The 8,693-nt window shown below is 67.5% G+C and carries 7 protein-coding genes and 1 pseudogene; 6 read left to right on the top strand and 2 right to left on the bottom strand.

Features of this window, described 5'->3' with window-relative positions; all coding sequences use genetic code 11:
• Positions 1-71: 71 nt before the first annotated feature.
• Both CCS01_RS22940 and CCS01_RS22935 read left to right on the top strand, forming a co-directional pair.
• On the top strand, positions 72-1,154 hold the full coding sequence (locus CCS01_RS22940) for an LLM class flavin-dependent oxidoreductase (RefSeq protein ID WP_158258555.1): 1,083 nt from the start codon (positions 72-74) through the stop codon (positions 1,152-1,154).
• Between the two features lie 135 nt (positions 1,155-1,289).
• Entirely contained in the window at positions 1,290-2,099 is an 810-nt protein-coding gene (locus CCS01_RS22935; protein WP_104521091.1) for a hypothetical protein, read from the top strand.
• Between the two features lie 165 nt (positions 2,100-2,264).
• Here CCS01_RS22935 and CCS01_RS22930 read toward each other — a convergent pair whose 3' ends face one another.
• Together CCS01_RS22930 and CCS01_RS22925 are read right to left on the bottom strand one after the other, a co-directional pair.
• A complete protein-coding gene (locus CCS01_RS22930) occupies positions 2,265-3,509 on the bottom strand; it encodes an EAL domain-containing response regulator (RefSeq protein WP_158258554.1) in 1,245 nt (414 codons plus the stop codon).
• 208 nt (positions 3,510-3,717) lie between these two features.
• Positions 3,718-3,999, bottom strand: coding sequence for a hypothetical protein (locus tag CCS01_RS22925; RefSeq protein ID WP_146101911.1), 282 nt, complete (start codon positions 3,997-3,999; stop codon positions 3,718-3,720).
• A gap of 173 nt (positions 4,000-4,172) precedes the next feature.
• Between CCS01_RS22925 and CCS01_RS22920 the strand changes: the two genes are divergently transcribed.
• The 4 genes and pseudogenes from CCS01_RS22920 (at position 4,173) to CCS01_RS22905 (ending at position 8,539) form a co-directional block, all read left to right on the top strand.
• Positions 4,173-5,153, top strand: coding sequence for a D-2-hydroxyacid dehydrogenase (locus tag CCS01_RS22920; protein WP_104521088.1), 981 nt, complete (start codon positions 4,173-4,175; stop codon positions 5,151-5,153).
• 229 nt (positions 5,154-5,382) lie between these two features.
• On the top strand, positions 5,383-6,321 hold the full coding sequence (locus tag CCS01_RS22915) for an HD domain-containing protein (RefSeq protein ID WP_204848405.1): 939 nt from the start codon (positions 5,383-5,385) through the stop codon (positions 6,319-6,321).
• Positions 6,322-6,559: 238 nt separating this feature from the next.
• A pseudogene (locus CCS01_RS22910) lies at positions 6,560-7,710 on the top strand (IS4 family transposase).
• 592 nt (positions 7,711-8,302) lie between these two features.
• Complete coding sequence (locus CCS01_RS22905; RefSeq protein ID WP_104521087.1) at positions 8,303-8,539, top strand: group II intron maturase-specific domain-containing protein; 237 nt, start codon at positions 8,303-8,305, stop codon at positions 8,537-8,539.
• Positions 8,540-8,693 lie beyond the last annotated feature (154 nt).

Genomic DNA, 8,693 nt, shown 5'->3' with positions numbered 1-8,693 from the left:
CCGCCTCCCCGCCGCCCTTGCCCAACGCCGCAAAGCGTCCGACCCTGCCCCCAGCAGGGAGAAGACGCGCCATGGAATTCGGCATGTTCCACGAGTTTCACCGCCGGCCGGGCCAGACCGAGGCCGATGCCTTCACCGAATCCTTCGAACTGGTGGACGCCGCCGAAACCGCCAGCCTGGACGTCATGTGGCTGGCGGAACTGCACTGCGCCCCGGACCGATCGGTCCTGGCGGCGCCGCTGGCCATCGCCGCCGCCATCGCCATGCGCACGCAGTGGATGAAAATCGGCATCGCCGTGCAGGTGCTGCCGCTGTGCCACCCGCTGCGCATCGCCGAGGAAGCCGCCACCGTCGACCACCTCAGCCACGGCCGGCTGATCTTCGGCGTCGGCCGCAGCGGCTTTCCCCGCACCTACCAGGCCTACGGCATCTCCTACGCCGAAAGCCGCGAACGTTTCGCCGAGGTGCTGGAAATCCTGCGCAGCGCCTGGACCCGGGAAACATTTTCGTTCCACGGCCAGTTCTACCGCTTCGACGACGTCTGCCTGGTGCCGAAGCCGTACCAGAATCCCCATCCGGAACTGCGCATCGCCGTGAACAGCCCCGACACCTACCAGCAGAGCGGCGAAGCCGGCCTGCCGATCTTCGTCGCGACGAGGCTCGGGGACCTGGATGAACTGGTGCCGAACCTGCGGGCCTATCGCGAGGCCTGGGCCGCCGCCGGCCATCCCGGTCCCGGCAAGGTCTACCTGCGGGTCCCGGTCTACGTCGCCCCCACCGAACAACAGGCGCGCGAGGAGCCACGCGACAGCATCATGTTCTTCTACAAGTACCTCGGCGAGCGGATCGAGGCCTCCGCCACCCAGGAAGGCGCGAGGGCGATCGAGAACCGCGCCGCCCGCGGCCAGCGGTTGATGAGCATCGACTACGAGGAAGTCCTGCGCAGCAAGATCATCGTCGGCACCCCCGCCATGGTCGCCGATCGGCTGGCGGCGCTGCGGGAGACGCTGGGCCTGGCGGGGATCCTGGCGGAACTGAACTGCGGCATGCGCATCCCGCACGACCGCGTGGTCAACTCGCTGAACCTGCTGTGCCGCGACGTGATGCCGCGGTTCCGCGGATCAGGCCCGTTGGGACCAAATTTTCGTGAGTAAGTGAAAAAGCTGACATTTTCCCGCTGATGTCAAATGCCGGCGGTCCGCGCATCCGTCATTATCGCGCGCCAAAATCGGTCTTTCCGGGCCGATCACCTCAGATTGCCTCAGCATGAAACGCGGAGCCTGCACCAGATGCTGCCACTGCCATCCCAGCCGGTTCGTCCGCTCCGCCACTGGAAGACCCTCCCGGCCGAGCAGGCGGCGGCACTGATCGGCTCCGGCAGCACCGTGGCGGTCAGCTGGCTGGGCGACTCCCTGCCCGGCGCCCTGCAGGACGCCTTCCGGCACCAGCGCACGCCGCGGGACCTGACGGTGGTGTACGGCACCGCGCAGGGCCACGGCCGCACGCACGGGCTGAACCTGCTGGCCGAGGAAGGGCTGGTGCGCCGGGTCATCGGCGGGCAGTGGCATCCAGTGCCGGGCCTGCATGCGCTGGCGGTCGCCAACCGGATCGAGGCCTACAGCCTGCCCGTCGGCGTCATCAACCGCCTGTTCCGCGACATCGCCGCCGGCGTCACCGGTCATCTCAGCCGCAGCGGCATCGGCACCTTCGCCGATCCCCGCCACGGCGGCGGGCGGCTCAACCCCGCGACGCGGGAGGACCTGGTGCGCGTCGTGCACGCCGCCGGGCAGGAGGCGCTGCTGTTCCGCACCTTCCCGATCGACGTCGCGCTGGTCGGCGTCGGCTTCCTGGAGGGCACCGCCGAGATGGTGATGACGCGCGACGCCATGACCATGGCGCGCGCGGCGCGCAAGAGCGGCGGCTTGGTGATCGCCCAGATCAATCGCGTCGGCACCCTGCGGAAACTGCCGATCGGCCAGGTGGCGGTGGCGGATACGCTGGTCGACGTGCTGGTGACGACGGATGGCCATGACCGGGCCGGGGATGTGTTCGCCACCGCGCCGGCCCCCCGGACCATCGGCTGGCCGCAACGGGCCTGAGGCGACTCGGTCCGCCCCGGCCACCCTGATCAGCCCTGCCGCGGCCAGTTCATCCAGGTCGGGCATCATCCTGTCCATCAGTATGATACCGTACTGTTGCAGGTCCTGGGCGGTCATCACCGCGGCGCCGTCGCCAGGCCATGCGCGAAGCGCGCCGGGCGCGGGTCAAAGCGCCGGGACGACGCCGGGCTGGTCCGCCGTCTCGGTCAGCTCCGCCTCGAAGACATGCGCCGGCACGGCGCGGCCGTACAGAAAGCCCTGGCCGACATGGCACCCGGCATCCTCGACCAGTTGCGCCATCGTCTCGGTCTCGACGCCCTCGGCCACCACCTTCAGCCCGAGTTCCCGTCCCAGCGTGGCGCTGGCGCGCACCACCTTGCGGGAGTCGCGGCTGGTGACGGATTCGCGCACGAACGCCTGGTCGATCTTCATCTCGTTGAACGGCATGCGTATCAGCGACAGCATGCTGGAATGGCCGGTGCCGAAATCGTCGATCGAGAGGTTGACGCCGCGGATGCGCAGCCGCGTCAGGCTGCGCATCGCGCAGGTGGTGTCGGGGATGCCGTTGCTTTCGGTGATTTCCAGCACTAACGCGCCCGGCGGCACGCCATGGTGCTGCAGCCGCTGCTCGATGCGGTCGGTCAGGCCGGGATCGCTCAGCAGCAGCGGCGACAGGTTGACCGCCACCCAGCAATCCGGCCGCCGCACCCGCCAGTTTGCGCAGGCCTGCAGCGCCTGGTCGAGTATCACGTCGGTCAGTTCGCTGATGAGGCCGTTGCGCTCGGCCACCGCGACGAACAGGGCGGGCGGCACGGCCCGGCCGTCGGGCTGCGTCCAGCGGGCCAGCGCCTCGGTCCCGACAATCAGGCCGGTGGCGAGCGAGGTCTTCGGCTGGAACCAGGGGCGGATCTGCCCCTCGGCCAATGCCTGGCGGATCCGCTCAGGCGCGATGTCGAGCTGGGCATCATCGTCCGGGAACAGAATCCCGGGCGCCTGGCCGATGAGCCGCTGCAGCGCGGTGGGCAGGATGGGCTTGCGCAGCACACCCGCCACGCGCACGCCCAGGCCGGCGGCGAGGCGCTGGCTGGCGGCCAGGATGCGCCCGTCGAAACCCGAGGCGAGCACCACGACCGTCGCGGGATTGCGGTGGGCGATCAGCGGCAGGACCTCCAGCCCGTCCTCGTCGCCGAGGGCGAGGTCGAGCACGACGAAGTCGAACACCGCGCCGCGGTCCGGCAGGTCCCGGGGCTCGGCGATGCTGCCGGCGCTCTTGACCCGGAATCCCATGCGCCCGGCGGCATGCGCGGTGATGGCGCGGTCGAGGCGCTGGTCGTCGACGACGAGCAGGTGCTGCGGTGCCAGCAGGCCAGGGGACGCGGGCGGGGGCGCGATGGGGAGGGCGTGCGGCATCCGCATCGATCGCATGTCCCGATTAAGGAATGGTTAGCGGCGGCGGGAAAACCGTATGCAAAGCGGAAAACAGATCAGTTTGCCACCTCCCTCGGCATGGCCCGGTACGTTCCCATATCGTCATGGCTCGGACACGCCAAGCCATGACGATGAAGACAGGCCGCCTTTGCGTCCCAGCCTGCCTGCGGTCTGCTGTGGCGCCTATGGGTCAGCGCACCCAGGGAATGCCGGTCATGTGGGCAATCGTTTCGGCCCGCGCGACATAGAACCCGTCACGCTCGATGACCGCCATCGCCGCGGCGGATGCGCCGGCCGTCGCCGGGGCAGGTGCCTCGGGCGAGGCCTCGATCGCCGCTTCCTCCTCGGATGCGGTCCAGGCCGTCCAGGCTGCCCAGGGCGCCAGGGCCGTAGGCAGGTTGGCACCGGCCGCATCGACCGTGAAGCCGACCATGTCGGGTTCCTTGCCGGACTGGAAGATGTAGACCTTCATGGAAGACAGCATAGCACGGCTGCCGGATGCCACGGGCACGCCCGCTGCGGCACGTCTGCGTGAGATGGACGGCGGGCCGCGGCGCTTCCCCGGCGCCGGCGTCTTGTGAGGCGGCCGCCGCCGCACCAGGATCGTTGACCGGTCTTGGATCACCGCAGCCGAGAGAGGCCGCCATGCCGACTGCCAACGCCTTCACCTTGCTGATGCTGCCGCCGCAGACCGACCTGACCCGGCAATGGGCGAACCGCCTGGCCGGGACGGTGCCCGGCATGAACCTGGTCATCGCCGAGGATGCCGAAGCCGCCGCCCGGGCCATTGCCGACGCCGACGCGGCGTACGGAACCCTGCCGCACGACCTGCTGGCGAAAGCCGGGCGGCTGCGCTGGCTGCAGGCGCCGCAGGCCGCGCCGCCCGCCGGATACTACTATCCGGCGCTGATTGCGCACCCGGTGACCGTCACCAACTTCCGCGAGATCTACAACGACCACATCAGCGCCCACATCCTGGCCTTCGTGCTGGCCTTCGCCCGCGGCCTGCATGTCTTCATCCCGCAGCAGCTCCGCCGCGTCTGGGCCAAGCCGCCCGAGGATCACGGCGTCGTCGCGCTGCCCGGGGCCACGGCACTGATCGTCGGCCTGGGCGGCATTGGCGCAGAAACGGCACGCCTGCTGGCCGTCTTCGGCATGCAGGTGCTGGCGACTGATGCCCGTTGCACGGAGCGGCCGGACTGCGTGGCCGAACTGCATCGGGCCGAGTGGCTCGACTCGCTGCTGCCGCGCGCCGATTTCGTCATCCTGACGGTGCCGCACACGCCCGCTACCGAGGGCTTCTTCAACGCCGCCCGGCTCCGCCTGATGAAGCCGACGGCGTTCTTCATCAACATCGGCCGCGGCATGACCACGAAGCTGGATGACCTGGTCGCGGCGCTGCAGGCCGGCTCCATCGCCGGGGCGGCGCTGGACGTTTATGAACAGGAACCGCTGCCCGCCGAACATCCGTTGTGGGGCCTGCCGAACGTGCTGCTGACCCCGCACATGGCCGGCTACGGGCCGCACCTGAACGAGCGGCGGTTCCAGATCATCCAGGACAATTGCCGGGCGTTCGCCGAGGGGCGGCCGCTGCGCAACGTGGTGGACAAGGCCAGCTGGTTCTGACGCGTTTCCAACGCCGCAGCTCGGTTTGCTCCAGCAACAAAAGCGGATTTCCGGCGGAGGCCGGAAGGCGTTCCTGGCACCAGTGTCCGGCGGTGCGCAGACGCATGCCGTTCGCGGACGGTGAGGCAAAACGCACGTCCCGGACCCGGGACCTCAAACGTCTGGTTTGTGACGAAGCGGTCATCTACACTGCCACATTGCAACGCCCCTGGCGCAGGTTGGAGGCCATATGCTGAACGCCGCAGCGCTTCTCTCCGAGGAACTCGGCACAAGGCTATCGAGCGTCTTTCTCCGCACGTTCGGCGGCAGCATGCCCCACGTCGCCGCCTTCCTCGACGAGGCCGGCCGCCTCGTCATCGAGCTGATCGCGGCAAGCGACGCGCTCTACCACAACGCCGTGCACACCGCGATGGTGACGCTGGCCGCGCAGGACATCGCGCGCGGACTGCGCCTGCGGCGGACGGTTTCGCCGGAGGAATGGCTCCATCTCGTCATCGCGGCGCTGTGCCACGACCTTGGCTACCTGCGCGGCATCTGCCCGGGCGACCAGGGGGACGAGCAGGTGATCGACGCAGCCGGCAACACCATCCGCCTGCCGCGTGGCGCATCGGATGCCTATCTGGCGCCTTACCACGTCTCCCGCTCGCAGCTCATCGTGCTTGACCGCTTCGCGTCGCATCCGTTGATCGACGGCGCGCGGATCGCGCGGTCGATCGAGCTCACGCGCTTTCCGGTGCCCGACGACGACGACCATGCGGAAACCGATACCGAGGCCGGGCTGGTCCGCGCCGCGGATCTCATCGGCCAGCTCGGGGATCCGCTGTATCCGCGCAAGCTCAATGCGCTGTTTCATGAATTCGCCGAAACCGGGATCAACCAGCGGCTGGGGTATGCCAGCCCCGCCGACGTCGCCGAACAGTATCCGGCGTTCTTCTGGAGCAAGGTCGAGCCCTATATCGGCGACGCCATCGGCCACCTCGAGCTGACGATGGAGGGGCGGCAGTGGGTCGCGCAACTCTACAGCAACGTGTTCGCCCTCGAACATCATCGCCAGCATATGGGACCGCAGCTCGGGGAAACCGGGGCACGGTTCCTGCCGCCCTCCAAGCCCGCGTCGTTCAGGCGAGCGCAGGCAAAAGGAAGCGCCCGTCAACCCGCACGGCCCTGACCGGGCGGCGGCTGTTGCCTCTCCGTCGTGGCCGGGCGTGTCCCCAAGGGTATCAGGATAGCGCGCTGGACCGGGAAGGATTTGGCGCCGCCGCGACCGTTCTCTCACCGTCATGGCCGGGACACGCCCACGGCTGTCCGGTACGTTTCTTGCTATCCCGCTGTTCGCCGGTGCACGGCATTGATATCCTTGGCTCCGACCGTTGAGCAACGTGTCCCAAGCCAGGGAGGATCATGCCGTGCGCCCGCAGGATACTGTGTTGTATCAACTCCTGCAGTACGTGCCGTGGGAGCGCTTCGCAGAGTTGAGCGCCGAACCGGCGCAGGCCGCCAAAGTGCGCGGCTTTTCCGCCAAGAGCCATCTGGTGGCGCTGATTTTTGCGCAGCTGATCGGCGCCGCCTCGTTGGGCGAGATCGCGTTGGAGATGCACAGCCAGGCGGAGCAACTGGCGGCGCTGGAGGTGACGCCGGCGGCACATTCGACCCTGTCGGATGCCAACCGCTACCGCCCCTGCGCGCTGTTCGTTGCCTTGTTGCTGGCGATGATCAACCACCTCAACCGCGCCCAGAAGCGGCACCTGGCGGAGAGCGTCTACCTGATCGATGCCTCCTTCCTCGCCCTCTCGGCCCGCTCTGCCGGCTGGGCGCGCTATTCCACCACCACCTGCGGCGCCAAGATGCACGTGATCTATGACGAGGGCGAAGGCCGGCCGATCTACGCCGCCATCAGCGCGGCCAACGTCAACGACATCACTGCGGCCCAGACCATGCCGCTCGAGCCCGGCGCCACCTATGTCTATGACCTCGGCTATTATGACTATGGCTGGTGGGCCAAGCTCGATGCCGCGCCGTGCCGCATCGTCACCCGGCTGAAGCGCAACACCCCGCTGGCGGTGAGCGAGATCCGCCCGCTGCCGGCCGGGGCGGATCATATCTTGTCCGACCGGATCGGCTTTCTGCCGCAGCGGCAGGCGCGCAGCCGGCGCAATCCGCTGAACCGGGCGGTGCGCGAGATCCAGGTCCGGATCGACACCGGCGCGGTGCTGCGCCTCCTGAGCAACGATCTCGACGCCCCCGCCGCCGAGATCGCCGCCCTCTACAAGCGGCGTTGCCAGATCGAACTGTTCTTCCGCTGGATCAAACAGGTGCTGAAGATCCGCCACTTCTACGGCGCCTCGGCCAATGCCGTAACCACCCAGGTGACCACGGCGCTGATCACCTATCTGCTGCTGCACACGGCCCACAAGCGTCACAGTGTGCCACTCAGCCTGCTCGACTTCGCCCGCTTGGTGCGGACCAACCTGATGCTCGTGCGGCCGCTGGAGGCGTTGCTGCCGCCCAGCGTGGCGCAACGCCGGCTAGGCCAGGCAAAGCCGAGAGGAAGAAATGATCAGCCGCAAGCATAAATCGTACCGGACAGCCGTGGGCGTGTCCCGGCCATCTGCGCTTCGATGGCGGGGGGGTAGATGGCCGGGACACGCTATCAGGTTCACAGATCGTGGAAACAATTCCGCAGCGGCGTCGATAACGGACGGTTGGACGCGCCGCCGCCCGATCTGGTGCTCCGAATGTATCGTAATGAGCCGCAAAATCCAGACTTTGAAGACCATCGGACGATCGTTCGCACGATGTGTGAATTTGGTAGGGACACGCCCGGCCATGACGATGGGGCGATGACCCTGCGGAACCGTATTTCCATACCAGAGTCACAGAGCGCACAGACGTCAATATAATAACGAATTTAATATTGATTGCTCGATACGGCTGAAGCCCTGCATCATTGCTGTCCGGTTAACTGCGAACGAACTTCCCTGAACGCCAGGAGTTAGACGGGCTTCAGGGGAAAATCCGGTGTCCGCGATTTGAACGCGGTGCGCGCTTCCGGGGCGACCCGAGGAGACCCCAAGAGCACCGGCAAAGCGCTTTTCGCGCAGTTGATGGAGTTCCTTCCCTGGAAAGACAACATGGGAACGTGAAGCGACGTGCGCGAGACGCTGAACCGGGTGTTGCGCGGCTGGTGCGGCTACTTCAGTCCCGGCTCTCACTATGTCACGGACAAGGCCATTGAAGCGCATGTCTATGACCGCGTGCGGAACTTCCTGGCTCGGCGCCATAAATTGCCTGCGCGGGCGATTGGGCCGTTTACGATGACCGCGGTGTTCGGCGAGCTTGGCGTGCCGCGACTGCGTCACTGTCGACGGCGTGGGGCTACGTCTTGAACGGCCGTGAAGCCAGTCGGAAAGCCGGATGCGTAATGTGGCGCCGGTGGATATGTGGCGTTCAGCGCCGAATGCGGCTGCCAGGGCCGGTTGGTGGCCTTTGAACGCCACATAACCAAATGATCGAGAGTGGTCGGGTCTTCATCTATCAGGA

Origin of the sequence: Rhodopila globiformis (assembly GCF_002937115.1) — a bacterium.
Classification (GTDB): Bacteria; Pseudomonadota; Alphaproteobacteria; order Acetobacterales; family Acetobacteraceae; genus Rhodopila; species Rhodopila globiformis.
Note: the sequence above shows the minus strand (reverse complement) of the source record. Positions and strands in the feature narration are given on the sequence as shown.

What these genes read in the sequence shown, in the direction of transcription:
- CCS01_RS22915 (WP_204848405.1), top strand. Translation starts at nt 5,383, where the DNA reads ATGCTGAACGCCGCAGCGCTTCTCTCCGAGGAACTCGGCACAAGGCTA.
- CCS01_RS22940 (WP_158258555.1), top strand. Translation starts at nt 72, where the DNA reads ATGGAATTCGGCATGTTCCACGAGTTTCACCGCCGGCCGGGCCAGACC.
- CCS01_RS22920 (WP_104521088.1), top strand. Translation starts at nt 4,173, where the DNA reads ATGCCGACTGCCAACGCCTTCACCTTGCTGATGCTGCCGCCGCAGACC.
- CCS01_RS22930 (WP_158258554.1), bottom strand. Translation starts at nt 3,509, where the DNA reads ATGCCGCACGCCCTCCCCATCGCGCCCCCGCCCGCGTCCCCTGGCCTG.
- CCS01_RS22935 (WP_104521091.1), top strand. Translation starts at nt 1,290, where the DNA reads ATGCTGCCACTGCCATCCCAGCCGGTTCGTCCGCTCCGCCACTGGAAG.
- CCS01_RS22925 (WP_146101911.1), bottom strand. Translation starts at nt 3,999, where the DNA reads ATGAAGGTCTACATCTTCCAGTCCGGCAAGGAACCCGACATGGTCGGC.